25 protein-coding genes are annotated in these 26,340 nt (G+C 61.7%); 17 read left to right on the top strand and 8 right to left on the bottom strand.

From position 1 onward, the window contains the following. Window positions 1-31: 31 nt before the first annotated feature. The gene (aguA, locus tag AC3ISR_RS01395) at window positions 32-1,138 is read right to left on the bottom strand and encodes an agmatine deiminase (protein ID WP_192298442.1); all 1,107 of its coding nucleotides are present in this window, start codon (window positions 1,136-1,138) and stop codon (window positions 32-34) included. A gap of 121 nt (window positions 1,139-1,259) precedes the next feature. Further along, window positions 1,260-4,160 (bottom strand): aminotransferase, encoded by a 2,901-nt coding sequence (locus AC3ISR_RS01390; protein ID WP_463983813.1) that lies wholly within the window; start codon window positions 4,158-4,160, stop codon window positions 1,260-1,262. 151 nt (window positions 4,161-4,311) lie between these two features. Here AC3ISR_RS01390 and rfbB point away from each other — a divergent pair, with 151 nt between their 5' ends. The 7 genes from rfbB to AC3ISR_RS01355 are packed head-to-tail and all read left to right on the top strand — an operon-like array spanning window position 4,312 to window position 11,380. Next, complete coding sequence (gene rfbB, locus AC3ISR_RS01385) at window positions 4,312-5,394, top strand: dTDP-glucose 4,6-dehydratase (RefSeq protein WP_463983812.1); 1,083 nt, start codon at window positions 4,312-4,314, stop codon at window positions 5,392-5,394. Beyond that, window positions 5,391-6,266, top strand: a complete 876-nt coding sequence (gene rfbA, locus AC3ISR_RS01380) for a glucose-1-phosphate thymidylyltransferase RfbA (protein ID WP_192298445.1) — start codon at window positions 5,391-5,393, stop codon at window positions 6,264-6,266. Before rfbB ends, rfbA begins: the two co-directional genes overlap by 4 nt. After that, complete coding sequence (gene rfbC, locus AC3ISR_RS01375; RefSeq protein WP_463983811.1) at window positions 6,263-6,808, top strand: dTDP-4-dehydrorhamnose 3,5-epimerase; 546 nt, start codon at window positions 6,263-6,265, stop codon at window positions 6,806-6,808. Before rfbA ends, rfbC begins: the two co-directional genes overlap by 4 nt. Next, window positions 6,805-7,686, top strand: coding sequence for a dTDP-4-dehydrorhamnose reductase (rfbD, locus tag AC3ISR_RS01370; protein WP_463983810.1), 882 nt, complete (start codon window positions 6,805-6,807; stop codon window positions 7,684-7,686). The genes rfbC and rfbD overlap by 4 nt, the downstream gene beginning before the upstream one ends. 36 nt (window positions 7,687-7,722) lie before the next feature. Next, window positions 7,723-9,531, top strand: coding sequence for a sensor histidine kinase (locus tag AC3ISR_RS01365; protein ID WP_463983809.1), 1,809 nt, complete (start codon window positions 7,723-7,725; stop codon window positions 9,529-9,531). Continuing rightward, window positions 9,528-10,904, top strand: coding sequence for a sigma-54-dependent transcriptional regulator (locus AC3ISR_RS01360; protein ID WP_192298449.1), 1,377 nt, complete (start codon window positions 9,528-9,530; stop codon window positions 10,902-10,904). Before AC3ISR_RS01365 ends, AC3ISR_RS01360 begins: the two co-directional genes overlap by 4 nt. 20 nt (window positions 10,905-10,924) lie before the next feature. After that, window positions 10,925-11,380: a YiiD C-terminal domain-containing protein gene (locus tag AC3ISR_RS01355; RefSeq protein WP_192298600.1), complete on the top strand. Its 456-nt coding sequence runs from the start codon at window positions 10,925-10,927 to the stop codon at window positions 11,378-11,380. Window positions 11,381-11,508: 128 nt separating this feature from the next. Here the strand turns inward: AC3ISR_RS01355 and cysQ are convergent, their stop codons facing one another. Together cysQ and nudE are read right to left on the bottom strand one after the other, a co-directional pair. After that, window positions 11,509-12,345 (bottom strand): 3'(2'),5'-bisphosphate nucleotidase CysQ, encoded by an 837-nt coding sequence (cysQ, locus tag AC3ISR_RS01350; protein ID WP_463983808.1) that lies wholly within the window; start codon window positions 12,343-12,345, stop codon window positions 11,509-11,511. Next, window positions 12,342-12,908, bottom strand: a complete 567-nt coding sequence (gene nudE / locus AC3ISR_RS01345) for an ADP compounds hydrolase NudE (RefSeq protein WP_192298451.1) — start codon at window positions 12,906-12,908, stop codon at window positions 12,342-12,344. Before nudE ends, cysQ begins: the two co-directional genes overlap by 4 nt. 87 nt (window positions 12,909-12,995) lie before the next feature. Between nudE and yrfG the strand changes: the two genes are divergently transcribed. Then, window positions 12,996-13,658, top strand: a complete 663-nt coding sequence (yrfG, locus tag AC3ISR_RS01340) for a GMP/IMP nucleotidase (RefSeq protein ID WP_192298452.1) — start codon at window positions 12,996-12,998, stop codon at window positions 13,656-13,658. A gap of 103 nt (window positions 13,659-13,761) precedes the next feature. Here yrfG and lysM read toward each other — a convergent pair whose 3' ends face one another. Continuing rightward, on the bottom strand, window positions 13,762-14,202 hold the full coding sequence (gene lysM / locus AC3ISR_RS01335) for a peptidoglycan-binding protein LysM (RefSeq protein ID WP_192298453.1): 441 nt from the start codon (window positions 14,200-14,202) through the stop codon (window positions 13,762-13,764). Window positions 14,203-14,333: 131 nt separating this feature from the next. On the opposite strand from lysM, the gene AC3ISR_RS01330 reads away from it, so the two are divergent. The 4 genes from AC3ISR_RS01330 to AC3ISR_RS01315 all read left to right on the top strand — a co-directional run bounded on the left by AC3ISR_RS01330 (window position 14,334) and on the right by AC3ISR_RS01315 (window position 19,322). Beyond that, the gene (locus AC3ISR_RS01330; protein WP_192298454.1) at window positions 14,334-15,221 is read left to right on the top strand and encodes a LysR family transcriptional regulator; all 888 of its coding nucleotides are present in this window, start codon (window positions 14,334-14,336) and stop codon (window positions 15,219-15,221) included. A gap of 97 nt (window positions 15,222-15,318) precedes the next feature. After that, window positions 15,319-16,158, top strand: a complete 840-nt coding sequence (fdhD, locus tag AC3ISR_RS01325) for a formate dehydrogenase accessory sulfurtransferase FdhD (protein ID WP_192298455.1) — start codon at window positions 15,319-15,321, stop codon at window positions 16,156-16,158. Next, window positions 16,155-18,503: an FdhF/YdeP family oxidoreductase gene (locus AC3ISR_RS01320; RefSeq protein ID WP_226456736.1), complete on the top strand. Its 2,349-nt coding sequence runs from the start codon at window positions 16,155-16,157 to the stop codon at window positions 18,501-18,503. The genes fdhD and AC3ISR_RS01320 overlap by 4 nt, the downstream gene beginning before the upstream one ends. Window positions 18,504-18,845: 342 nt before the next feature. Further along, the gene (locus tag AC3ISR_RS01315; protein WP_463983807.1) at window positions 18,846-19,322 is read left to right on the top strand and encodes a glycine zipper domain-containing protein; all 477 of its coding nucleotides are present in this window, start codon (window positions 18,846-18,848) and stop codon (window positions 19,320-19,322) included. Between the two features lie 161 nt (window positions 19,323-19,483). On the opposite strand, the gene AC3ISR_RS01310 is transcribed toward AC3ISR_RS01315, so the two are convergent. From AC3ISR_RS01310 to AC3ISR_RS01300, 3 genes are all read right to left on the bottom strand, one after another. Beyond that, the gene (locus AC3ISR_RS01310; protein WP_192298457.1) at window positions 19,484-19,915 is read right to left on the bottom strand and encodes an acyl-CoA thioesterase; all 432 of its coding nucleotides are present in this window, start codon (window positions 19,913-19,915) and stop codon (window positions 19,484-19,486) included. A 23-nt stretch (window positions 19,916-19,938) separates the two neighbouring features. Continuing rightward, on the bottom strand, window positions 19,939-21,876 hold the full coding sequence (locus AC3ISR_RS01305) for a RecQ family ATP-dependent DNA helicase (protein ID WP_192298458.1): 1,938 nt from the start codon (window positions 21,874-21,876) through the stop codon (window positions 19,939-19,941). A 232-nt stretch (window positions 21,877-22,108) separates the two neighbouring features. Next, complete coding sequence (locus AC3ISR_RS01300; RefSeq protein WP_192298459.1) at window positions 22,109-23,284, bottom strand: tetratricopeptide repeat protein; 1,176 nt, start codon at window positions 23,282-23,284, stop codon at window positions 22,109-22,111. A gap of 175 nt (window positions 23,285-23,459) precedes the next feature. Here AC3ISR_RS01300 and AC3ISR_RS01295 point away from each other — a divergent pair, with 175 nt between their 5' ends. The 5 genes from AC3ISR_RS01295 to AC3ISR_RS01275 all read left to right on the top strand — a co-directional run bounded on the left by AC3ISR_RS01295 (window position 23,460) and on the right by AC3ISR_RS01275 (window position 26,261). Next, the gene (locus AC3ISR_RS01295) at window positions 23,460-23,630 is read left to right on the top strand and encodes a YhfG family protein (protein ID WP_017737561.1); all 171 of its coding nucleotides are present in this window, start codon (window positions 23,460-23,462) and stop codon (window positions 23,628-23,630) included. Continuing rightward, entirely contained in the window at window positions 23,630-24,229 is a 600-nt protein-coding gene (locus tag AC3ISR_RS01290; RefSeq protein ID WP_463983806.1) for a putative adenosine monophosphate-protein transferase Fic, read from the top strand. The genes AC3ISR_RS01295 and AC3ISR_RS01290 overlap by 1 nt, the downstream gene beginning before the upstream one ends. A 282-nt stretch (window positions 24,230-24,511) precedes the next feature. Further along, the gene (locus AC3ISR_RS01285) at window positions 24,512-25,003 is read left to right on the top strand and encodes a hypothetical protein (protein WP_463983805.1); all 492 of its coding nucleotides are present in this window, start codon (window positions 24,512-24,514) and stop codon (window positions 25,001-25,003) included. Continuing rightward, window positions 25,000-25,635, top strand: coding sequence for a DUF1493 family protein (locus AC3ISR_RS01280; protein WP_463983804.1), 636 nt, complete (start codon window positions 25,000-25,002; stop codon window positions 25,633-25,635). Before AC3ISR_RS01285 ends, AC3ISR_RS01280 begins: the two co-directional genes overlap by 4 nt. A 269-nt stretch (window positions 25,636-25,904) precedes the next feature. Further along, complete coding sequence (locus tag AC3ISR_RS01275) at window positions 25,905-26,261, top strand: DUF1493 family protein (RefSeq protein WP_226456729.1); 357 nt, start codon at window positions 25,905-25,907, stop codon at window positions 26,259-26,261. Window positions 26,262-26,340: the final 79 nt, after the last annotated feature.

Below are 26,340 nucleotides of genomic sequence, written 5' to 3'. Positions count from 1 at the left end.
AGTCACCGTCACGCTGCTGTTACAACTGCACTCAGTTTTTCTGTGGAGCCGGCTGTTGTTGGGTAAGGCAATGAATATTCCCGCCGCCCAGTAACAGTTCGCGGCCCGGCACCATCACCACTTCATGCTGTGGGAACAGGTTCTGCAGGATGACCCTGGCCTGGCCGTCCAGTGGGTCGTCGAAACTTGGCGCGATGATGCCGCCGTTGACGATCAGGAAGTTCACGTAGGAACCGGCCAGGCGCACGCTCGGATTACGTTCCTGCGAACCGTCCACCGGGTCGACACCGGCGCACTCTTCCTCGGTGGCGTACAACGGCCCCGGGATCGGCATTTTGTGCACTGTGAACGGGCGGCCCTTGGCGTCGGTGCTGCTTTGCAGCACGTCCAGGGCGGCGTGGCAGCGCGCGTAGTTGGGGTCTTGCGGGTCGTCGGTCCAGGCCAGCAGCACTTCGCCAGGGCGCACGTAGCAGCAGAAGTTATCCACATGGCCGTCGGTTTCATCGTTGAACAGGCCATCCGGCAACCAGATGATCTTATCCACAGCCAGGTTGGCGCTGAGCACCGCTTCGATTGCCGTGCGATCCAGATGTGGGTTGCGATTGCGGTTGAGCAGGCACTCTTCGGTGGTGATCAACGTGCCTTCGCCGTCGACGTGAATCGAACCGCCTTCCAACACAAAACCCTCGGTGCGGTAGCGCGGCGCGCGTTCGATCTCGAGGATCTTGCCGCCCACCTGCGAATCGCGGTTCCACGGCGCGTACAGGCCACCATCAAAGCCGCCCCAGGCGTTGAAGTCCCAGTTCACACCGCGCACTTCGCCGCTGTCGTTGATCACGAAGGTCGGCCCGGTGTCACGCACCCAGGCGTCGTCGCTGGACATTTCCACCACACGGATATTCGGCACATCCAGGCGTGCACGGGCGTTTTCGTACTGGCCGGCGGACACCGCCACCGTCACCGGTTCAAAACGCGCAATGGCCTTGGCCACCGCCACATGCGCCGCTTGCGCCGGCTTGCCGCCCAGGCGCCAGTTGTCCGGGCGCTCGGGCCAGATCATCCAGGTCTGGGTCTGTGGCGCCCATTCGGCAGGCATGTAGAAGCCATCGGCGCGAGGTGTGCTGTGCAGGGTGGTCATGGCGATCAGGACTCCGAATGGGGCAAAGGCCGACTTTATAACGGATAAAAATCGGCTTTAAAAGCAAGCAATGATGCTAGCCAATAAATATGACAAGAAATAACCGATAACAATCGATTAACTACAGTTGCTCGTCGAGCACCTTCGACAGCATGTCGACAAAAAAATCCACGCTGCGCCTGGACGTGACCATCGGCGGTTTGATCTTGAGGATGTTCAGATAGTCGCCGGTTGGCTGCATGAAAATCCCCAGCTCGCGCAGGCGATCACACAGCAGCGTGGTTTCTTCGGTGGCCGGCTCCAGAGTCTGACGGTCGCGAACCAGCTCCAGCCCCAGGTAAAAGCCGGAACCGTGAACCGCCCCGACCAGTGGATGCCGCTCGATCAATTCCTCCAGGCGTGCCTTGAAATGCCCGCCAACCACCTGGGCGTTTTCCCACAGCTTTTCTTCCTCCATCACATCCAGCACCGCCATGCCGATCCGGCAACTCACCGGGCTGCCCCCCGACGACGAGAAGAAATACCCCTCAGCCTCCAGCGCCTCGGCAATCTCCCGCCGGGTGATCACCGCGCCCAGCGGCTGGCCGTTACCCATGCCCTTGGCCATGGTGATGATGTCCGGCACCACGCCCTGCTCTTCAAAGCCCCAGAAGAAGCGGCCCATGCGCCCGTAACCCACCTGCACCTCGTCGGCGATGCATACGCCACCCTGGGCGCGGACCAGCCCATACACTTGCTGCAAATACCCCGCAGGCAACGAGATGCCACCGGCATTGCCGTACACCGGCTCGCAGATGAAACCCGCCAGCTGGCGCTGATTAGCAGCGATTTTCGCCAGGTTGTGCTCCACACTTCGTACGTAGTCCGGCGCACTGTCCGGCCCGCGAAACTCGCCTCGATAGGTATTCGGCGCAGTCACCGGATGCACCCAATCCGGGCGGCTGATCAGCGCCTGGGGGTTGTCGGCAATCGAGGTGGACACCGCGTCCGCCGCCACCGACCAGCCGTGGTACGCCTCCAGCACGCTGAGCATGTCGCGCCCGCCGCTGTAGGCCCAGGCCAGGCGGATCGCCAAATCATTGGCCTCGGTGCCGCTGTTGACCAGGAACACCCGGTCCATCCCCTTGGGCGCCAGCGCCAGCAAGCGCTCGGAAAATTCGGCAATCGCCGCGTAATGGAAGCGCGAGTTGGTATTGAGCAGCGACCACTGCCGCGCCGCCACCGCCGCCATGCGCGGGTGGCCGTGGCCTAGGACCGCGACGTTGTTGAGCATGTCCAGGTAGGAGCGGCCCTGCATGTCGATCAGGTGGTTGCGCCAGCCGCGTTCGATACGCGGCGGGTCGACGTAATAGTGTTTTTGCGAACGGGCGAAACTGGCGTCGCGTCGGGCCAGCAATGCCTTGGGGTCCAGCTCGGGTTCGGCATCACAGGCCAACCCAAGCAACGAAGCTGGCGACGGGCACAGGGCCTGCCATGCCATGGCGCGCGACGGCGTGCAGAACAGCGGCGGCGTAACGTCCGCCCGGCACAGTTGCACGATCAACGGCGCATGCACCTCGCCGAGCACCTGGCCCTCAACCAGCAGCGCCCCCGGTTTCAACCCGGTTGTCAGCCCCCACAACCGCAGGCTCAACTCGACGCCCTGCACACTCACAAGACCGTCGGCGTCGTGGTGCAGCGTCCCGGCGAAAGGCGCTTCCAACAGCGTGCCATGGGGCAGATGCATCTCGACATGCAGCGCGAATGTCTCAGGCTCCGTGGCAGTGTCCGGGTTGGTGCGCGAAAGCCGATATTGGCCGTAGCGGCTGGCCGCCAACCCATGCACCGCCGCCGCTTCGTCCAGCAGCCGGCGATCAATCCCGGGCTGCTCCCAATTGCCCGCCTCGAAATGCGGGCTGAGCACGCCCAGGTCGATCAACGCAAACTCACGCCCCACCAGCTCCGGCAACAACGGCGCGAAATCCTGGCTGGCAAACGGCAGCAGGTTCTCGCCGACGCTGCGCAAGATCGCCGCGTCCATCAACGCGAACGGCACCGACGTTGCTACGTGGAAAATTTCCCACTCATGTTCAGCGTTCTTCAGCAGGTAAGCGTTATCCGGGTCCAGCCGTTGTTGCTGCTCGCTGCTCAGTACCAGCACCGCCGCCCGTGCCACGATCAGCGGCCATAGCGCCTGCAACTCTTCACGGCGCAGCGGCGTCACCGCATGGAACGCCTGCACTGCCGGCAAGATCGCAAAGGGGTCGCCCTCGGCGTGATGCAGCAGCGCCGCGCAGGTCACCGACAGGTCGGCAATGCGCCAGGTGTGCACCAGATCACCGAAATCAATCACGCCCTCAACCCGCCAATGCCGCTGGGCGTCACGCTGCCAGACCACATTGTCGTCGGTGATGTCCATGTGCACGGCCTGCCACGGCAGGTGCTCCGCCAGCGGTCGGATATGCGCCTCGACCTGCTCGGCGACCCGCTCCAGTTCGGCGCGGTGCGGCAGATTTTCCAGGGTTGCCAGCAAGTGCGTGATCAACTCAGGCGCGTGGCGCGGGTCCCATTGCAGCGTGCGGTCCAGGCCCGGGTGCCCGAACGGCGCCAGGGCCAGGCTCATGCGCCCGCACAGGTCGCCGAAGCCTGCGATCACCTCGCGGCCCAGGTGCGGCAGATGGGTCAGCGGCTGGCCATCGATGTAGTCCAGCACGCGCAGGTGCAGGGTTTGCCCGTCGAGGATGATGGTCAGCAACTCTTCGCCATTGAGCGCCTTTATCACCTGTGGTACGCGTACGGCGTGCAGGCTGTTGAGTGCGGCGTGTTGGGCCTGCAACTCCACAGCGGCGTAGTCGCCCCGGCAGATTTTCAGAACGAACCGACCGCGGGCGCTGTCGACCTTGTAATTGAGGTCTTGTTGGCTGCCCAGTGATTGCAAGGTGCCAGTTAGGCCGTAATGCTGCTCAAGTAATTGCGCCGCCTGGTCGAGGCCCACTTGCGGGCAGGGTAGACTGGCGCGGTGAATCAACGTGGCGAGCAGCATGGGGGCATCCTCTATTTTTTAGACGTGTATCTCGCCACTGTTCGGGGGGTTTAGGCAACCCCCTGCGCATACCGTGCTTGCGCCGCCCGGCTCCACAACTCAAGCTATGCTCCATTCGCAAAACACCCGTCTTAGGAAAAGGCCCTCCGACATGCGCATTCTCATCACCGGCGGAGCGGGTTTTATTGGCTCCGCCCTGATCCGCCACCTGATTCAACACACCGAGCACGAAGTGCTCAACCTGGACAAGCTGACGTACGCTGGCAATCTGGAATCACTGACCAGTATTGCCACCAACAGCCGCTATGAGTTCGTCCAGGCCGACATCATTGACCAGGCCACAGTCAGCGCTGTGCTCGCACGTTTCGAGCCACAGGCAATCATGCACCTGGCTGCCGAGTCCCATGTCGACCGTTCGATTGACGGCCCATCGGACTTTATCCAGACCAATATCGTCGGCACCTACAGCCTGCTGGAGGCCACCCGCGCCTACTGGCAGACGCTGGCCGAGCCGGCCCGCAGTGCGTTCCGTTTCCACCACATTTCCACCGACGAAGTGTACGGCGACCTGCACGGCGTGGACGATCTGTTCACCGAAACCACGCCCTACGCCCCCAGCTCGCCTTACTCCGCGAGCAAGGCAGCGTCCGACCACCTGGTCCGCGCCTGGCAGCGCACCTATGGCCTGCCGGTATTGCTGACCAACTGCTCGAACAACTACGGCCCCTTCCACTTTCCCGAAAAGCTCATCCCGCTGGTGATCCTCAACGCCCTTGCGGGCAAGCCGCTGCCGGTCTATGGCGATGGTTTGCAGGTGCGCGACTGGCTGTTCGTCGAAGATCACGCCCGTGCGTTGCTCAAGGTCGTGACTGAAGGTGCGGTGGGCGAGACCTACAACATCGGCGGGCATAACGAGCAAAAGAACATCGACGTGGTACGCGGTATCTGTGGCCTGCTGGAAGAACTGGCGCCTCAACGCCCGGCGGGTGTCGAAAAATTCACCGACCTGATCACCTTCGTCAAGGATCGTCCAGGCCACGATCAGCGCTACGCGATCGATGCCGGCAAGATCGAACGCGAATTGGGCTGGACCCCCGAAGAAACCTTCGAAACCGGCCTGCGCAAAACCGTACAGTGGTATCTCGATAACCTGGAATGGTGCCGCAGGGTCCAGGACGGCAGCTATCAAGGTGAACGACTCGGCAACACCAATCTAAAGGATCTGATCGCATGATGAAGGGAATCGTATTGGCCGGCGGCTCCGGCACCCGCCTTCACCCCATCACCCTGGGTGTCTCCAAGCAACTGCTGCCGGTGTATGACAAGCCGATGATCTACTACCCGATCTCGGTGCTGATGCTGGCGGGGATCAAGGAAATCCTGGTGATCTCCACGCCGGTGGATTTGCCGCAGTACCGCAACCTGCTCGGCGATGGCAGCCAGTTCGGCGTGCGCTTCAGCTATGCCGAGCAGCCGTCGCCGGACGGCCTGGCCCAGGCCTTCATCATCGGCGAGGAGTTCATCGGTGATGACCCGGTCTGCCTGATCCTGGGCGACAACATCTTCCACGGCCAACACTTCGGCGACCAGTTGCGTGCCGCCGCGCAGCGCCCTTCGGGTGCCACCGTCTTCGGCTACTGGGTCAAGGACCCGGAGCGCTTCGGTGTCATCGACTTCGACAAAGACGGTCGCGCCCTGTCCATCGAGGAAAAACCGGCCAAGCCCAAATCGTCGTATGCCGTGACCGGCCTGTACTTCTACGACAACGACGTGATCAGCATCGCCAAGGCCGTCAAGCCTTCGCCCCGTGGCGAGCTGGAGATTACCGACGTCAACAACGCCTACCTCAAGCGTGGCGACCTGCACGTAGAGCGTTTCGGTCGTGGCTTTGCCTGGCTGGATACCGGCACCCATGACAGCCTGCTCGAAGCCTCCACCTACGTGCAGACCATCGAACATCGCCAGGGCCTGAAGGTGGCCTGCCTGGAAGAAATCGCCTACGAGAATAGCTGGATCGACAGGGATCACTTGCTGGCGCGTGCCAAATACTTCGGCAAGACCGGCTATGGCCAATACCTCTACTCTCTTGCCGGGGAAAACCTATGAATGTAACCGCCACTGAGTTGCCCGGTGTATTGATCATCGAGCCAAAGGTTTTTGGCGATGAACGCGGTTTTTTCTACGAGAGTTTCAATGCCCGGGCGTTTGCCCAGGCCACCGGGCTGCAACAGCATTTCGTGCAGGACAACCACTCTCGCTCGCAAAAAGGTGTATTGCGCGGCCTGCACTACCAAGTCGAGCACGCCCAGGGAAAACTGGTCCGCGTAACGGCCGGTGAAGTGCTGGACGTGGCCGTGGACATTCGCCGCAGCTCGCCTCATTTCGGCCTATGGGCCAGCGTACGGCTATCTGCCGACAATAATCGCCAACTGTGGATTCCACCGGGATTTGCCCACGGTTTTGTGGTGCTCAGTGAGCACGCCGAGTTCCTGTACAAGACAACGGATTACTACACACCGTCGGCAGAGCGCTGCATCCGCTGGGACGATCCAGACCTCAATATCGATTGGCAGTTGACCGGCACCCCGACCCTGTCCGCCAAGGACCAGAATGGCAAAAGCCTGAAAGAAGCCGACCTGTTCCCATGACCAGCCCTCTGAAAATCCTCATCACCGGCCAACACGGCCAAGTCTCCCAGGCCCTGCAACAGCAGCTCCTGGGCCTTGGCGAACTGATTGTGCTGGGCCGCGACAGACTCGACCTGGCCAACCCCGAGCAAATCCGCCAGCAAGTGCGCGCCCAGCGTCCCGACCTGATCATCAACGCCGCCGCCCACACCGCCGTCGACCTGGCGGAAAGCGAGCCGCAGGTCGCGTTCGCGATCAACGCCAGCGCCCCCGGCATCCTCGCCGAAGAGGCCAAGGCCCTGGGCATCCCGTTGATCCACTACTCCACCGACTACGTGTTCGACGGCCGCAAACCGACGCCCTACACCGAAGCCGACACGCCGAACCCGCTCGGTGTCTACGGCCAGAGCAAGCTGGCCGGCGAGCAGGCGATTGCGGCGGTGGGCGGCGAATACCTGATCCTGCGTACCAGTTGGGTGTACTCCAACCATGGCAAGAACTTCCTGCTGACCATGCAACGCCTGCTGCAGGAGAAGCCGCAGATGCGCATTGTCGCCGACCAGATCGGCGCACCCACCTGGGCCGGCAGCATTGCCAGCAGCACCCGCGCCTTGATCGAACGCTGGCAGGCCGGTGATGCGGGGCAATGGGGCGTCTATCACCTGACGGCCCAGGGGGAAACCTCGTGGTTCGGCTTCGCCCAGGCGATTGGCGAACATTTGCGCGCCGAAGGCAAAGCCTGTGCCGAGCTGGAAGCGATCCCCTCCAGCGCCTACCCGACGCCCGCGCAGCGCCCGTTGAACTCGCGCCTCGATTGCCGCCGCCTGCAACAGCAATGGCAGGTCAGCCAGCCACAGTGGCAAGACGCATTGCGCGAGTGTCTTGCACAGCAGCACTAGGCATAATGCGCCTGTACTCACAGGCGCCCGACTCCCATGACTCCACCTCTCCCGCGAAGACCCCGCTGGCGCAGCCTCGCCCTGTTGGCGTTGTGCCTGGCACCGCTGCTGTGGCCGCTGGAGCACCTGGCCGAGCGCTACTACCGCAGCGAACTGGCCGGGCAGAACCGCCAGACCCTCGACCTGTACGTCGCCAACCTGCTCGGCACCCTGCACCGCTTCGAAGTACTGCCGCAGATCCTCGGCGACCTGCCGGCCCTGCGCACCGCATTGGCGGCGCCCCAGGTCAGCACCAACCTGGCCAATGCCAACCAGCTGCTCAAGGACGTCGCTGCCCAGGCCGGGGTGGAAGTGATGTACCTGATGGACACCCACGGCAAGACCCTCGCCGCGTCGAACTGGGATAAACAGGACAGCTTCGTGGGGCGCAATTTCTCGTTCCGCCCCTATTTCAGCGAAGCCATGGCCGGGCGCCTGGGGCGTTTCTTCGGCCTGGGCACCACCTCGGCCAAGCGCGGCTACTTCTTCGCCGCCGCCGTGCGCGATGGCGACAACATCATCGGCGTGCTGGTGGTCAAGGTCGACCTGGACCACACCGAAAGCCTCTGGGGCAAGACTCCGGAACAACTGCTGGTGACCGACCACAACGGCGTGGTGATCCTCACCTCACGCCCGCAATGGCGCTTCCGCGCCACCCGCCCGCTGACCGCCGAAGAGCGCCAGGCAATCACCGCCATCCAGCCCTACCCGACCCGCGACCCGCAGCCGCTGACCCTCAGCTCCACCGCGTGGCTGCGCCAATCCACGGCCATTGCCGAAACCGGCTGGAACGTGGAGATCCTCGCGCCGCAATCCCTGATCAACCGCCCGGTGCGCACCGTGGTCGCCGTCGGCGGCGCGACGTTGCTGGTGCTGATGCTGTTGCTCGGCCTGATGATGCAGCGCCGTCGCCACTACCTGGAGCGCATCGCCTTCGAAGCCAAGGCGCGTCGCGAGCTGGAAGCCCGCGTGATCGAGCGCACCAGCGATCTGGAAGGCCTCAACCGGCGCCTGAAACAGGAAGTGCTGGAGCGCGAACACGCGCAGCAGGAATTGGTGCGCGCCCAGGATGACCTGGTGCAGGCCGGCAAACTGTCAGCGCTGGGCACCATGTCGGCGAGCATCAGCCACGAGCTCAACCAGCCCTTGGCAGCGATTCGCAGCTATGCGGAAAACGCCGAGATCCTGCTCGACCACCAGCGCACCGACGACGCCCGCGGCAACCTCAAGCTGATCAGCGAACTGACCGGGCGCATGGCCTCGATCATCGCCCACCTGCGCGCCTTCGCCCGTCGCGACCGGCATGCGCCGGAGAGCGTCGGCCTGCAACCGGCGCTGGACGATGCACTGGCGTTGCTGGCCAAGCGACGCCGTTCGATGGAAGTCGAGCTGATCCGCGATTTGCCCGAAGCAACGTTGTGGGTAGAAGCCGGCGAAACCCGGCTGCGCCAGGTGCTCGGCAACCTGCTGGCCAACGCGCTCGACGCCCTCACCGAAAAAGGCCCGCCGCGCAAGCTCTGGCTGAGTGCCGAAACCACCGAACAGGGCGTCAACCTGTACATCCGCGACAACGGCCCGGGCTTTTGCATGGAAGCCCTGGGCCGCGCCAGCGAGCCGTTCTACACCACCAAGACGCGCACCCAGGGCCTGGGGCTCGGCCTGGCGATCTGTGACACCCTGATGCGGGCGTTTGGTGGCGAGTTGCTGTTCGCCAACCACAAGGAAGGCGGCGCGTTGTTAACCTTGAAATTGCGTGCCGGCTCGCCGGGCGTCAGTCTGCAACCGTCCGAGGACCGCAGTGTATGAGTATCGAGAACGGCATTCAGGTGGTGTTGATCGACGACGATCCACACCTGCGCCAGGCCCTGTGCCAGACCCTGGACCTGGCCGGGCTGAAAGTCCTGCCCCTGGGCGAAGCCAACGGCCTCACCGCACGCCTGTCGCGGGATTGGCCAGGGGTGGTGGTCAGCGACATCCGCATGCCCGGCATGGACGGCCTGGAGCTGCTCACCGAACTGCACGGCCAGGACCCGGACCTGCCAGTGCTGCTGATCACCGGCCACGGCGATGTGCCGCTGGCGGTGCAGGCCATGCGTGCCGGGGCCTACGACTTCCTCGAAAAACCCTTCGCCAGCGACGCCCTGCTCGACAGCGTGCGCCGCGCCCTGGCCCTGCGCCGCCTGGTACTGGACAACCGCAGCCTGCGCCTGGCCCTCAGCGATCGCCAGCAATTGAGTACCCGACTGGTCGGCCACTCGCCCCAGATGCTGCGCCTGCGCGAGCAGATCGGTGCCCTGGCGGCGACCAAGGCCGATGTGCTGATCCTGGGCGAAACCGGTGCCGGCAAAGAGGTGGTGGCCCGTGCACTGCACGATTTGTCGAGCCGCCGCAGCGGGCCGTTCGTGGCGATCAACGCCGGTGCGCTGGCCGAATCGGTGGTGGAAAGCGAGCTGTTCGGCCATGAGCCGGGCGCGTTCACCGGCGCGCAGAAGCGCCGCATCGGCAAGTTCGAATTCGCCAACGGCGGCACGTTGTTCCTCGATGAAATCGAGAGCATGAGCCTGGACGTACAGGTCAAGCTGCTGCGCCTGCTGCAAGAGCGCGTGGTGGAACGCCTGGGCGGCAATCAGTTGATCCCGCTGGACATCCGCATCATCGCCGCCACCAAGGAAGACCTGCGCCAGTCCGCCGACCAGGGCCGTTTTCGCGCCGACTTGTATTACCGCCTCAACGTCGCCTCGCTACGCATTCCGCCACTGCGCGAGCGCGGCGAAGATGCGTTGATGCTGTTCCAGCACTTCGCCGACGAAGCCAGCAGCCGCCATGGCCTGCCCCTGCACGAACTGCAACCAGGCCAGCGCGCCCTGCTGCTGCGCCACAACTGGCCAGGCAACGTGCGCGAACTGCAGAACGCCGCCGAACGCTTCGCCCTGGGGCTTGAGCTGGCCCTGGACGCCACGCCGGACAACCCGTTCGCCAGCGTACTGACCTCCACCCCGGGCGGCTTGAGCGAGCAGGTCGAACAGTTTGAAAAAAGCCTGATCGCCGCCGAACTGACGCGCCCCCACGGTTCCATGCGCAGCCTCGCCGAAGCCCTCGGCGTGCCGCGCAAGACCCTGCACGACAAACTGCGCAAGCACGGCCTGAACTTCGCCAACCAAAGCGGCGACGACGAATGACCCACGCCAAAGAGACCGCCATGAGCCGCGACAGCCAATACCTCGAATCCGTCCTGCACCACGACATCCCCCTGACCCGGGAAATGGGCCTCAAGGTGCGCGGCTGGCAGCACGGGCGGCTGGAATTGCACCTGCCGTTGCAGGCCAATATCAACCACAAGAGCACCATGTTTGGCGGCAGCCTGTACTGCGGCGCGGTATTGGCGGGTTGGGGTTGGCTGCACTTGCAGTTGCGTGAAGAAGGGATTGAGGACGGGCACATCGTGATTCAGGAGGGGCAGATCAGTTATCCGCTGCCCGTCACGCGGGATGCGACGGTGGTGTGCCAGGCGCCGGAGGAGAAGGTGTGGAAGCGGTTTGTGGCGACCTACAAGCGCTATGGGCGCGCGCGGTTGACGCTGCAGACGTGGATTGTGAATGAGGGCAGCGAGGACCGCGCCGTTGCCTTTACCGGCCAGTACGTCCTGCACCGCTAACCGCAACAACACCAAACAATTGTGGGAGCGGGCTTGCTCGCGAATGCGGAGTGTCAGCTAGAACATTTCTGACTGATCTACCGCTTTCGCGAGCAAGCCCGCTCCCACACTTTTGATCTGCTGTAGTTCTAAGACCGAGCCAGGCTCAGCAGGCGTTCACGCCACGGCGCTTTGGCCGGCAACGCCAAAAAGAACGGATTCAACAACGACGCCCGCGCCGGATAACTGAACGGCGCACCGCTCAACTCCAACACTTCGCCACCCGCGCCTTCCAGTACGCCTTGGGCCGCGGCGGTGTCCCACTGCGATGTCGGCGCCAGTCGTGGATAACAGTCGGCACTGCCTTCGGCCAACAGGCAGAACTTCAGCGAACTGCCGATATTCGCCAGCTTCAGCGCTCCCAAGCCTTCACTCAAACCGTCCAGCAGACGCTCCTGCTCCGGGCTGGTATGCCGACGGCTGGCGACCACGGTAAACGCCTCGCCGGCCGCCGGGGCCGTGCGCACCTGGATCGGCTTGTGCGCTTCATTCACATCCGAACGCCATGCGCCCAGGCCCGCACCACCGAAGTAGCAACGCCCGTTGGTCGGCATCGACACCACGCCAAACACCACGCGGCCCTGCTCGATCAAGGCGATGTTGACGGTGAACTCTTCGCTGCCGGCGATAAATTCCTTGGTGCCGTCCAGCGGGTCCACCAACCACCAGCGCTGCCAAGCGGCGCGTACGCTTTGATCAATGTCGGCATCCTCTTCGGACAGTACCGGGATGCTCGGGTCCAGCGCGGTCAGGCCCGCGAGGATGAGGTGGTGAGCGGCAAGGTCGGCCGCCGTCACCGGCGAATCATCGGCCTTGGACGTCACGGCCACCCCGGCGCGCCAGTACGGCAGGATCACTTCACCGGCCTGGCGAGCCAGCTCGATAACGGGGGCGATAAACGGGTGGCCTAAAAACAATTCGCTCATGCGTTAAACGCTCCTCGCTGGGTCAACAGGTCTCGTACCAGGTACAACGCGGCCAGGGCGCGGCCTTCGCTGAATTGCTCGTTTTGCGCCAGCATCGACAGCTCACGCAGGTTGACCTTGTCCACCCGCATCGGCTCGGGCTCATCACCTTCAAGACGCTCTTCGTAGAGATCGGTGGCCAGCACCACCTGGATTTTCTGGCTCATGTAGCCGGGCGACAGCGACAGCTCGGTAATCAGTTCCAACTGCCGTGCACCATAGCCCGCCTCTTCCTTGAGCTCACGATCGGCAGCTGCCAGGACATCTTCGCCGGGCTCGATCAGGCCCTTGGGCAAGGACAGTTCATATTCATCGGTGCCGCCGCAATACTCTTCCACCAGCACCGCATGCTCGTCATCGAGCATCGCCACGATCATCACCGCGCCGTAGCCGGCACCGCGACCCACCAGGCGCTCGTAGGTCCGTTCAACGCCATTGGTGAAGCGCAATTGCACTTCCTCCACGCGGAACAAACGGCTACTGGCGACTATTTCGCGGGCGAGGACGGTGGGTTTCTGGCGCATAAGCGGCTCCTTGGCGTGATCGGGTTACTATACCGTGGCTTTTCCGATTGTCTGTGTCGGATATTTCAACTTACAAGAGACCGCCCCATGCCCTCTTTGCCCTGGCACGCCATCGACACCGTCCTGCTGGACATGGACGGCACCCTGCTCGACCTGCATTACGACAACCATTTCTGGATGGAGCACCTGCCCCAACGCTACGCCGAACTGCACGGCGTGAGCCGGGCCATGGCCGAGATGGAGTTGCAGCCCCTGTTCGAGCGTAACGCCGGGCAGTTGCAATGGTATTGCCTGGATTTCTGGAGCGCCGAACTCAAGCTCCCGGTACGTGAACTCAAGCTGGAAACCGCCCACCTGATAGCGCTGCGCGCGGATGCAGACACCTTCCTCGCGGCGATCAAACGGGCCGGCAAGCGTGTGATCCTGATCACCAACGCGCACCGTGATTCGCTGTCACTGAAATTGGAACGGATTGAACTGGCACCGTACTTCGAACGCCTGATCAGCTCCCACGACTACGGTTTTGCCAAGGAAAACCCGCAGTTCTGGGATGCGTTGCAAGCCGACATCGGCTTCGACCCGGCGCGCAGCCTGTTTATCGACGATACCTTGCCGATTTTGCGCAGTGCGCGGGCGTTTGGTGTGGGGCATTTGTTGGCGGTCAAAGAGCCGGACAGTAAAAAAGGGGCCAAAGACACAGGGGAATTCGAGGCCGTCGACGACTACCGCGATCTCATTGCCGGACTCTAAACCCTATGTGGGCTTGCCCGCGAAGGCGGTGGATCAGAAACACATTCAGTGACTGACACTCCGCTTTCGCGGGCAAGCCCGCTCCCACATTTTGCTGCGCGTATTACTCAGGGATACGCAGTGTCTGGCCTGGATAGATCTTGTCCGGGTGCGACAACATCGGCTTGTTCGCCTCGAAAATCTTGTTGTACTGATTGGCGTTGCCATATACCGCCAGGGAAATCGCGCTCAGCGTGTCGCCCTTCTTCACCACGACAAAACGGGCGGCAGCCACCACCGGGCCGGTTACCTTGATCTGATCATCCACACTGGCCACACCGGCAATATTGCCCAGCGCCAGCAGGATCTTCTCTTTCTCTTCCTGGGTGGCCACTTCACCGGTCACGGTCACCTTGTCGCCGTCCACCGTGGTCTGCACATTCGGATTCCCCAGACCGACCTTGGACACGTGGTCCTTCAACTGCTCACTGGCGTTTGCATTACCCGGCGTCAACAGGTCGACAATCTTTTCGCCGGCTTCCTTGATAAAGCTGAAAATGCTCATAGTGCGCTCTCCTTGGGATTTGAGTTCCAGATGCCCAAGACTAGACCAGTGCCAAGGGTTTGGGTTCCAGCCCGGCCAAAGACCCAAACGCGCTAGAATCCCCCCGCCATTGGAATAAGCCCGGAGCGAAGATGGACATCAAACAGCTGAAATTCCTCATCGCCCTCGACGAAACCCGGCACTTTGGCCAGGCGGCGGCGCGTTGTCACATTACCCAGCCGACCCTGTCGATGCGCCTGCGCAGTCTTGAAGAAGAGTTGGACCTGCCCCTGGTCAATCGCGGCCAGCGCTTCGAAGGTTTTACCGCGCCCGGTGAGCGCGTGCTGGCCTGGGCCCGAACAGTCCTGGCCGCCTATGACGGCTTGCAGGCTGAAGCCGCCGCCTGTCGCGGCAACCTGGTCGGTACGTTGCGCCTGGGCGTGGTGCCACTGTCGAGCTTTGATCCGTTGGCCTTGATGCAGCAACTGCACAAGCAGCACCCGAGCCTGCGCTTCGAGCTGTCGGCACTCAGCTCCGAACAGATCCTCGAACAGCTGGCCAGCAACCGCCTGGACCTCGGCGTGTCCTATCTGGAGCGCCTGGACACCGAGCGTTTCGACTCCCTGGCCCTGGGCGAAACCCGCATGGGCCTGCTCTATGACCAACGCTTCTTCAGCTTCGGCGACAAACCGTTGAGCTGGGAAGCGCTGACCGAACTGCCCCTGGGCATGCTCACCAGTGGCATGCACTTTCGCCAATCTATCGACCATAACTTCCACAGCCGCGGGCTCAACCCGCAACCGCTGCTGCAAACCGATGCCGTCCATCAGTTGTTGCAAGCGGTGCATGGCGGTTTGTGTTGCGCGGTGATGCCGCTCGATGGCGGCCTCGATGCGCTCACCGAGCACCTGCGTCTGCAACCCATCGAAGACGCGCACACCCTGGCGCGCCTGGGGTTGATCATGCGCCGCAGCGCGCCGCGTTCGGCGTTGGCCGAAGCGTGCTTCGCGCTGTTTCAGAAATCGCAAATAGAGTCTTGATCGACGTCATCTATCGGCGGATCAGTACTGGCAATTAGACGCGACGCTTTGTCGCGCCTAGTCTAAACACTGATCAATCCGCCGGTGGTATTGCCCCATGAACGCCAAGCTCCCAGTCTGCGCGGCGCCCGCCCTTGATACGCCCGCGCCGGCCGCCAGCCAGAGCTACCAGTTTTGCAATCTCGAACACACGGAAGTCGCCAGCACCGCGCTGGCGGAAGAAGTGGCGTTGGCAATTGCCTACAACGACATCAGCCAGGCGGTGATGCTGGTAACGCCCACCGACCTGCAGGATTTTATCGTCGGCTTCAGCATTGGCAGCGGCATTATCGCCGACGTTAGCGACATTTATGATCTGAAACTCAGCGGATCTGGCTCAGCGCAGTACGCTCAGGTGCAGATCTCCAGCCGCGCGTTCTGGAACCTCAAGCAGCAGCGCCGCCAATTGGCCGGCACCAGCGGCTGTGGCCTGTGCGGCGTGGAAGCGGTGGAACAAGCCCTGCCCGACCTGCCAGTGCTGCCCGGCGCACCCTTGCCGCCTGCCGCATGGCTTGATGGCCTGCGCCAACGCATCAGCGCGTTCCAGCCGTTGGGGCAGTACAGCGGCGCGGTGCATGCCGCCGTATTCATGAACAGCCAGGGCGAGTTGCTGCTGGGCCGCGAAGACATCGGCCGGCATAACGCCCTGGATAAATTGATCGGCGCCTTGATCCGCCAAAAGATTCCGACCGAAGGCGGCCTGGCGATTGTCACCAGTCGTTGCAGCCTGGAGCTGATCCAGAAAGTCCTGCGCGCGGGCATCCAGACCCTGGTCAGCCTGTCGTCGCCCACCGGCCTGGCCCTGCAATGGGCGCGCCGGCATAACCTCAATCTCATTCACCTGCCGCAGAAAAGTGCGCCGCGGGTCTACAGCCCCGCGATGGAGAACCAGCCGTGAGCAACCATAATCAAGCCGACCAAACCCCAACCCCGCGCTACAAGCCCTACAAGGGCGCAGCCGGCGGCTGGGGCGCACTGATCAGCGTGGCCCAGGCCTGGCTGACCAGCGACAACGCGCTGAAAAACCTGCGCATGATGCTCAAGACCAACCAGAACGGCGGCTTCGACTGCCCAGGCTGCGCCTGGGGCGACTCGCCGGAAAGCGGCATGGTCAAGTTCTGCGAGAACGGCGCCAAGGCGGTGAACTGGGAAGCCACCAAGCGCCGTGTCGATGCGGCGTTCTTCGCCAAGCACAGCGTCACCTCGCTGCTGGCGCAAAGCGACTACTGGCTGGAATACCAGGGCCGCCTGACCGAGCCGATGCGCTACGACGCCGACACCGACCGCTACCAGCCCATCAGCTGGGAAGCCGCGTTCGACCTGGTGGGCAAGCACCTCAACGCCCTGCCCAGCCCGGATATGGCCGAGTTCTACACCTCGGGCCGCGCCAGCAACGAAGCGGCGTACCTGTATCAACTGTTTGTGCGCGCCTACGGCACCAACAACTTCCCGGACTGTTCGAACATGTGCCACGAAGCCAGCGGCGTCGCCCTGGCGCAAAGCGTGGGCGTGGGCAAAGGCACCGTGACCTTTGACGACTTTGAACATGCCGACGCGATTTTCGTCTGGGGCCAGAACCCTGGCACCAACCACCCACGCATGCTTGAACCCCTGCGCGAAGCGGTGACCCGTGGTGCCCAGGTGGTGTGTATCAACCCGCTCAAAGAGCGCGGCCTGGAACGCTTCCAGCACCCGCAACACCCGCTGGAAATGCTCACCAACGGCGACAAACCGACCAACACCGCCTACTTCCGCCCGGCCCTGGGTGGCGACATGGCCATTTTGCGCGGCATGGCCAAGTTCCTGCTGCTGTGGGAACGCCAGGCCCAGGCCGAAGGCAAGGAAGCGGTGTTCGACCACGACTTCCTCAACGAACACACCGCCAACGTGCTGGACTACCTGGCCAGGATCGACGACACCTCGTGGGATGAAATCACCGAGCAATCGGGCCTGACGCTGGTCGAGATCGAGCAGGCGGCGCGCATGTACGCCAAAGGCAAGAACGTGATCATGTGCTGGGCCATGGGCATTACCCAGCACCGTCACTCGGTGCCGACCATCCAGGAAATCGCCAACCTGATGCTGCTGCGCGGCAACATCGGCCGCCCCGGCGCCGGCCTGTGCCCGGTGCGTGGCCACAGCAACGTGCAGGGCGACCGCACCATGGGCATCAACGAACGCCCACCGGTGGCGTTCCTCGACGCCCTGGAGCGGCGCTTCCAGTTCCAGGTGCCACGCACCAACGGCCACAACGTGGTCGAAGCGATCCACGCCATGCTCGAAGGCCGCTCCAAGGTGTTTATCGGCCTGGGCGGCAACTTCGCCCAAGCCACCCCAGACAGCCCGCGCACCTTTGAAGCGCTGCGCAACTGCGACCTGACCGTGCAGATCAGCACCAAGCTCAACCGCAGCCACCTCATGCACGGCAAAGACGCGCTGATCCTGCCGTGCCTGGGCCGTACCGACATCGACATCCAGGCCGACGGCCCGCAAGCGGTGACGGTGGAAGATTCGTTCAGCATGGTCCACGGCTCCAACGGCCAACTGCAACCGCTGTCGAAACTGATGAAATCCGAGCCGGCGATCCTGGCCGGTATCGCCGCCGCCACCCTGGGCAGCAAACCAGTGGACTGGAACTGGCTGGTGGCCGACTACGGGCGCATCCGTGAATTGATCGCCGACACCATCCCGGGCTTCAAGGACTTCAACGAGAAGATCAAGCACCCGGGCGGTTTCTACCTCGGCAACTCCGCCGGCTCACGGCGCTGGAACACTCCGTCGGGTCGCGCCAACTTCCGCGCGAACATCCTGCCCAAGGACCTGATCCACGAACGCACCCACGCCACCGGCAAGGTGCCGGACCTGATCATGCAGTCGATGCGCTCCCACGATCAGTACAACACCACCATTTATGGCCTGGACGACCGCTACCGTGGGGTCAAGGGCCAGCGCGACGTGCTGTTTGTCAACGAAGCCGACATCATCCGCCTGGGCTTCAAGCCGGGGCAGAAGGCTGACATCGTGTCGCTGTGGGAGGACGGCCGTGAACGCCGTGTGAAAGGCTTTACCTTGCTGGCGTTCGATATTCCGGCAGGGCAGGCGGCGGCCTACTACCCGGAAGTGAACCCACTGGTGCCACTGGAAAGCACTGGGGATGGCAGCCATACGCCGACGTCGAAATTCGTGGCGATCCGGCTGGAAGCCGCGAGCGACAACGGCCTGATCATGGCCCGCAGCGCCTGACCATCACCTCGTAGTGAGCGGGCTTGCCCGCGCTGGGCGGTGCAGCCGCCCCAAACGGTACGCCGCGGTGCATCAGAAAGACTCAGGTGTATGGATTTGGGGCGGCTTCGCCACCCAGCGCGGGCAAGCCCGCTCACTACAATTGCGGGCACAAAAAAGGCCGCTTTTGCATAAAAGCGGCCGTTCCGAAGTAGCTAAAGACCCATGAAACCAGCTTAAGTTCCCTAGCCAAAACAGTAACTTAGCGAATTGTGCACAACTCGTGTTACTGGTCGGATTTCTATTGTCACAATACCGATACAGCCTCAGGATCGCGCCGTCATCCCCTTGAGGTTTCCCTGAATGAAGTTCTCCTCGATTCTCTTGTTGTCCCTTGGCCTGGTCAGTGGCGCAGCCATGGCCGGTGGCACCACCGAAGCCGGTGTAGGCGGCGCATTGGGCGGGGTTCTAGGTTCGGTTGTTGGCCAGCAGCTTGGCGGCAACACCGGCTCGACCATTGGCGCAGCCCTGGGTGGCGCCGGTGGTAGTGCGGTCGGCGCCGACAAACGCAGCCGTGGCGAAGCCGCCATCGGCGGTGCGTTGGGCGCAGCGGGCGGCAACGTTGTGGGTCGCAGTGTCGGCGGCAGCACCGGCAGCCTGATCGGCGCAGCCGCCGGCGGTGGCGCGGGTGGTGCGCTGGGCAACTACATGGGCAACAAGAGCGATGACGATGATCGTCGAGACCGTGGCCGCGATCACCGCCGTTATGACCGCGATGACCATCGTGGCCGCGGGCATGCCTATGGGCATCGCAAGAACAAGCATCACTACCGCGACTGATAAGTTCTGAAGAACCCCCAGAGGCTCAATGTGGGTGGTGCTTGTGTGGGAGCGGGCTTGCTCGCGAATGCGGTATGTCAGTTACAGCTGTGTCAACTGACTCACTGCATTCGCGAGCAAGCCCGCTCCCACATTGGGCCTGAGACGCTTGTGGAGTCGTGTCAGGCCACCAACCGCTGCAACGCCACGCGCAACACCCCCGCAATCGGCACCGGCTGGTTCGACCCACGCTCCACAAACACATGCACAAAGCGCCCCGCCGCACAGGCTTCGTCCTCGCCTGCCTTGAACACCGCCAACTCGTACTGCACCGAACTGTTGCCCAACTTGCCCACCCGCAAGCCAATGTCGATGCGCTCGGGAAAGGCAATCGACGCGAAGTAATCACACGCCGAACTCACCACGAACCCCACCACTTCGCCGTCGTGAATATCCAACCCACCCTGTTCGATCAGGTAGGTATTCACCGCCGTGTCGAAAAAGCTGTAGTAGGTCACGTTGTTCACATGGCCATACACATCGTTGTCGTGCCAGCGCGTGATGATCGGCTGGAAGTGAAGGTAATCGGCACGTTGTGGCACGGAATCAGGCATAGGGCTCACCTCTAAAGAAGGGTTCAAAGCGCGTTCAAATGGACCTCGGCCCACTCGCGTACCTCGGCATACGGATAATCTTCCAGCGCAGCAAAGCCCGGAATACCCCGCGCTTTCAACTTGGTAAACAACGGTACGCTGATCCCGCCGAGGAACCGCGTCAGGCGTTCCGCTTCGGGCAATTGGCCGGTGTGCTGATGATGCCTGTGGATAAAATCACCGCACAGCCCCATGAAGTTTTTATCCACAAGCGGCGGCAAGGCCGGCGGCGGCGGTAAGTGCGCCACATCACCGTGGCAGACCGAACAATGCCCACAGCGCTGCGGCGCGTTTTCATCGCCAAAATACTGCGCCAGGCGCTGCCCCAGGCAGCGTTCGGTGGCGAACAGATCAAGCATGGCGTGAATCCGTGCCACCTCACCGATCTCGTGCTGCTTGAAGCCTGTGTATAACTCGGCGCTCAAGGCCTGTGGGTCGAAATCCGTATCGAGCAGGCTGTAGACCTCGGTCATCTGCTTGCTTTCCAGCTCGACCAAGCCCTGTTCCTGGAAGTAATCCAGCGCCTTCACCACGCGGTCGCGCCCGGCGTTGTGTTGTTGATAAAGCGCGTCGAAGTCCACCGTCGCCCAAGTCCTGGCCCGCTTGCACACCTGGATAATCGCCGCGACAAACTGCTGCCGCTCGCCGGAAAAACGCGCCAGCAGGGCTTCGGGTTCGATCAGGTACTTGAAGCGGTATTCGGCATAAAACGCATAGCGCGGCGCGATCACGCCCTTGAGTTCCAACTGCACCAGCAACGTTTTCAGCGGCAGCTCGCGGATGTTGCTGTGGTCCGACAGCGAGCGCAGCAGGAACTCCCACTGCCCGTCACCCCGCGCGGCCTGCAGCTCGTCGAGCACACGGCGAATGCCGTCCCGCTCCGGCGTGTCGCCATAGACGAAGTTTTCCAACACGTTGAGGCTGTCGCGGTTGGCCAGTACCAGGCAATCGGACGGTTGGCCATCACGCCCGGCGCGGCCGATTTCCTGACTGTAGTTCTCGATGGACTTGGGCAGGTCGAAATGCACCACATTGCGGATGTCGCTCTTGTCGATGCCCATGCCAAACGCGATGGTGGCGACGATGCAATTGGAGCGCCCGCCCATGAAGCGCCGCTGGATACCCTCGCGCTTATCGTGAGGCAAACCGGCGTGATACGCCTCGGCCTGGATGCCATGGCGATTGAGATGCTCGGCAATCTGTTCGGCGGTTTTTTGCAAGGTGACGTAAACGATGCTCGGCTGGCCCACCCGCTCGCCCATCCACTGCACCAGTCGGCGGCGCTTGTCTGCACCACTGACGGGTTCCACCAACAGGTTGAGATTGGGCCGGTAGAAGCCCGTGGTGACCACATCGTCCGCAGCAATGGCGAACTTCGCCTGCATGTCGGCAATCACCTTGGGCGTCGCTGTAGCCGTCAACAGCAGGGCTTGTGGGATATTGAACTGACGCTGGTAGTCCGGCAGCTTCAAATAGTCCGGACGGAAGTTATGGCCCCATTCGGAAATACAGTGCGCCTCATCCACCACCAACAGCGAGATCTGCACGCTTTGCAGGAAGTTGCGAAAACGCTCGTTCTTCAAGCGCTCCACGGAAATCATCAGGATCTTCAACTCACCCGAACGCGCACGCGCCATCACATCATTCGCGTCTTCGCGGCTCTGGGCCGAATCGATGCTGCCTGCCGAAATGCCATGGCGTTGCAGGAAACCCAGCTGGTCCTGCATCAGCGCCAGCAGCGGCGACACCACCAGCGTCAGGTGCGGCAACAGCACTGCCGACAGCTGATAACAAAGGGATTTGCCGGAGCCCGTGGGAAAAATCGCGGCAGCAGAACGGCCGGCCAGCACGGCGCTGACCGTTTGTTCCTGGCCCAAACGAAACTGTGGATAACCAAAGACCTGCTGGAGGGTGTCGTGCATAAGCTGTCACTCCATTGACCGCTGAGTTGGCTCAAAAACATAGCCCGCAAATCTCAGCGCATCGAGAAAGGTCGCATGGAAAAAAGAGACAGGATGATACACAGGGCGGGGATGGCCCAGGGCCGAAGTGGGATGTTTCACCAGGTTTTGCAGGAACACCACAAACCAAATGTGGGAGGGGGCCAGCCCCCTCCCACATTGTTTAGATCTGTATTTCTGTATTACCGGTGAATCAGCGGTTTTTCACCCGCTCAATCGCCGTGTCATACACCGGATTGGCCTTCTGTTCCTTGGCCAACTGGTAGTGACGCAACGCATCCTGGAACTGCCCGGCCGCTTCATAGATCCGCGCAATGTTGTAGTAAGACCCTGCACGCACGGTAGGAGCATTCGCACCAGTCGCCAAAGCGATGGCCTTGCGGTTGGCCCAGATCGACTCGGCGGTGTTGCCAGCCTTCTGATAGGCCAGGCCCAGGTTGCCGTAGGCCTTGCCGAAGCCATTGTCCAGCTCGATGGCTTGGCGGAACAGGTCGATCGCCTGGTCCAGCTTGCCAGCCTGGTAGGCCGCTTCACCTTGCAGGTTAAGACGTTTCGCATCGGTTTGTGCGGAGGAGCTGACCGCCACTGCCGAGACCGCCACGCTGTCATCCAGCAACGGCTTGACTTCGTTCAGCACGTTCGCCGCGTCCACAGTCACACCGGTGAAGGTGTTGATGTCCTGGAAGTCGCCGCTGCCGGTCATGCGGAATACTGTCCACAGGTTGCCGGTGCGGTTCTGCGGCACGTAGTAGGTGCGTACCAGCGATTGGCCCATATACACAAACACCTTGGCCTCGCTGTTGGACAGCTGGCGCGAGCTTGGATTGCTGCCGTTGGTGAAGTCATGCACCGCATACACGTAGCTTTCGCCGTAGTGTTTTTTCTGCAGGGTGATGGTTTCCGGGCCGTAGCTGTCAACGTCGTCCACGTCCAGCTCGGCGTCGGTACCTTGCTTGTTTTCGAAGTAGATATTGTTGCCGGGGAAGATCATGTGGGAATCGAGGTCTTCCGGGGTCTTGCCCCACGTCAGCACCACACGCAGGCCGTCGAGGTTTTCCATCACCGGGCTGACCGCATAGGTCATGCCCTTGCACGGGCACTTCACCACCAGGTTGGAATAGCCAGGCTTCTTGATGATCAGCAGGCTGCTGCCATCATCGGCGCCTTCGCTGGTGAGCGTCACCTGGCCTTGCGCGTTGGTACGACCCACCACGTTCTGTGCGCCGTTGCGTTGCAGCAGCACTTCGGCGTCAGCGATTTTCTGATCCTTGACCACCGCGCTGAGCACTTCGATCGGCAACTGTTCGGCCTGGACGGAAAACGCTACCGCACACAATGACATCGCCGAAGCGACACGCAGCAAACCCATGCTTAACTCCCTTTAAGTAGTGGGCGGAATCGCCCTACAAGATTTTGCGCTGCAACATACGCTGAATTCAGCGGGCTGGCAGTTTATTTGTACAAAATGTGACGTGGTTTTTATCGCGCCTGCCCTCGGAAGCATTGCGCTACAATCAAGCCTTGCTACCCAGGAGTACGCTGCGATGAGCGAACTGACGTTTGAGCAAAAACAGGATCATTACCACAAGATCCGCCGTTCCAATTACCTGGCCAGCCTGCGCCTGGAAGGGTTCGACACCCAACCGGCCGACGTCGACAAACCCCTGCCGACCCGCGAAGCCGTCCTTGCCAAGTACCGCGACACCCCACGCTGATGCTCGACAAATACGGGGTGGGCCAGGACCCGTACTGCTATCCCGGTAGCAGCGTGCTGCGCAACCGCCTCGATTTGCACGATGAAATCCGCCTGCACCAGGCTGAGCGGGAACTCTCCGAAATCGCCGTAGGCAACCTCCCGCTCTTCTCTCCGCCCTACGACCTCGACCGACTACAACATATCCACCGCACCCTGTTTGGCGACCTCTACGACTGGGCCGGTGAGTTGCGCAGCGTCAACATCCAGAAAGGCGACACCCTGTTCTGTACCCCGGAGCGCATCCCGCCGGAAGCGGCAAAAATCATCCGGCATATGGAACACGCCAACTGGTACGTCGGCGCAACCCAGGCCGAGCTGGTAACGCAGATTGCCGAGGCGTACGGCGACCTCAACGTTATTCACCCCTTCCGCGAAGGCAACGGGCGGGCGCAGCGGATTTTGTTTGAACAGATCATCGTGAATGCGGGGTTTTCAGTGAACTGGTGGCTGGTGAAACACGCCGCTTGGGTGCCGGCGAATATTGATGCGGTGGCGTGTGATTACCGGGGGTTGGAGGCGATTTTTGAGCGGTGTATCAGCAGGCCTGCCAACAACTGATCAACCACACCTGTGGGAGCTGGCTTGCCTGCGATAGCGGTGTGTCAGCCTGCCCTTCCATACCTGACACACCGCCATCGCAGGCAAGCCCGACTCCCACAATTGGCGCGTTTTTCCTGTGAAACCACTGCCAAGCTACCAACGCCGGACGCCGCTGTAAGAAACCGCCAAACACCGCGCCATCCGCTTCCGAAACTGCTTAAAACACTCACGCGCCCCTCTACAAAACCCATATTCGCCTGTCCGAAACTAGCGCCCTTTCCACGGCCAGGACAAAACCCTTTGAACATCGAAAGGACTCAATACGTCGGCCACTACGGCGTCACTTTCACCGTGCTGCGCGTTACCGTTTTACCTGCCAATCGGAACGCGCTGGCAAACCTCTGCCTACTAGAAGCTGGCGCGTCCGCAAATGAGGTCCGCCAACAACTGCTGGATCTCTACGGAAAAATGCTTGCTCGTGATTTGCGTTGCGTGATGACTATCGCGATCACCAAACCGCTAACCCGACAGCAGGCGGACCTGTTCAATGAGCGCGGGACCATCATCGCTTTGTTGCTAGCGGGGGCTTTCAGCGCGCCAATTCACCCATTTTCAAAACCCGTGGCACGCGTCGTTGCCACAACGGTGGGAGTGATCACCAAAAGCATCATTCGCACCTATCACGCAGGCGATGTGGTTATCGGAATTGAAGCGCAGGTCGAAGGTGGGATAGGCCCCCAGCGCTCCATGTCTGCAATGGTTATCCCATTCATGGGGGGCATCACCCAATGATGGAGTACCTGCAGTGGCTGATTTTTATCGTGCTGAACGTTGTCATCGACAACAAAATACGCGCGCAAAACCCAAGGAAGTATGTCGGTTTGTCTCTGCTAGCCACAGGGCTGGCCTGTGCAATATGGCTCCCTTACTGGGCACACGAAGCCCAGTTGCCCAGCGTGCCGATAGGTGCAGTCCTATTAGGTTCGGGACTGTTCCTGGACCGCAACCGCTACAGTCGAACCCAATCCGCTCACCCACTGCTTGTGGCACCCACGCTTAACTTGGCCGCCGATTTCCCAGACGACCCCCTCATGCTCCATCTTCTGCAACTCGTACATGAAGATGTGGGCCTGCCCAAGCACCAGGCCATTAACCTCAATACCTCAATCAACCACGATCTCGGCTGTAGCAGTAGCGAGGCCAGACGATTGATGGCAGCGCTGAAACAAGATTTCGGTTTGAAACTCGGTGACTATAAAAACAACCGCTACTTCAAGCGCCGAGGTTTCGACGTCTATTTGCGATATGTAGAAAGAGGGTGCGAAGGCAAGACGCCACTCACCATCAACATGCTCTACCAAGCCATCAAAGCCAAACGCTGGGACTCTGAGACGCTCGAAGCAATCGGTTACCAAATGTCATGAATATCTATCTGCAAACAGCCCTTTTCCTCGGCCTTTACTTGCTGCTGCATCTACAAGTCACAGACCCCACCCTCAGAAAGCGTTTCGCACTCACATTTCTCGTGACCGGGCTCACTTTGACGTTCCTACTCCCCTACGTGGCGGTGATTCTCAGAATGCCCTTCCTACCTGTCTTCATATTCTTGATAGGCTTGGCACTCTTCATCACCCGCAACAAATACCGCCGGCAACATAACCATCCCCCTCACCCACTCCTGCGTGCCCCCACCATGAACCTCGCCCCCGACTTCCCCGAAGACCTCGCGATGCAGCAACTCCTGCAACTGCTGCACGAAGAAATCGGTCTGCCGAAACACAAGACCCTGCGCCTGCAAACCGCGATCAACTTCGACCTCGGTTGCGACGGTGCAGAGGCCAAGCAGTTCATGGAAGCCGTTGAAGAGGAATTTGCGCTCGATATGGGCGACTACGACGCCTATCGCTACTTCAACCCGCCGGTGTTCGATGTATTCCTGAAGCATCGCGCCAAGGGTCGCGGCGACAAAATCCCGCTGACCATCGGCATGTTGTACCTGGCGATCAAGACGCAAAGATGGGACACACAGACCTTGGAAAACCTGAGCTGATTGAGCGCAGACCCAAAGCACAGCAACGTTCCAATGTGGGAGCGGGCTTGCCCGCGAATACGGAGTGTCAGCCAACACA

It is taken from the genome of Pseudomonas sp. GL_117, assembly GCF_057835125.1.
This window is presented reverse-complemented; position numbering and strand designations above follow the sequence as displayed.